General features: G+C 50.3%; 1 protein-coding gene. It reads left to right on the top strand.

Going from position 1 to position 569, the window contains the following annotated elements; translation table 11 throughout:
* A partial coding sequence (locus ACWGXF_RS24405; protein ID WP_452102610.1) for an IS3 family transposase occupies positions 1-540 on the top strand: 540 nt, incomplete at its 5' end.
* Positions 541-569 lie beyond the last annotated feature (29 nt).

Here is a 569-nt window from a genome sequence, read left to right as displayed (position 1 = left end):
GCCCCTCAAAACCTCATCAATCGAGACTTCCATGCTGCTGCGCCCAATGAGAAGTGGCTCACCGACATTACTGAATTCCAGATTCCTGCTGGTAAGGTTTACCTGTCGCCAGTCATTGATTGCTTTGACGGGCTGGTGGTGAGCTGGTCGATTGGGACTCATCCCAATGCAAATCTCGTCAACACAATGCTGGATGCGGCCATTGATGCTGTTCAAGGTAGCGAGAGCCGCCCTGTGATTCATTCTGATCGTGGAGCTCACTACCGATGGCCCGGCTGGCTCTCGAGGGTCCATGATGCAAAGTTGGTTCGCTCGATGTCTCGCAAAGGGTGCTCGCCAGACAATGCTGCATGCGAAGGCTTCTTTGGAAGGCTGAAAATAGAGCTGTTCTATCCCTGCAACTGGCAATCAACAACGATTGAGCAGTTCATTGAAGCTGTCGATACTTACATTCATTGGTACAACGAAAAACGTATCAAGGTATCTCTGGGACGTTTAAGTCCTGTGGAATACCGACAAGAACTTGGTCTAGCCGCATAAAACCAGTCCAAGTTTTTATCCGCACCCCC

The sequence above is a fragment of the Comamonas sp. HJ-2 genome, assembly GCF_053615495.1.
This window is presented reverse-complemented; position numbering and strand designations above follow the sequence as displayed.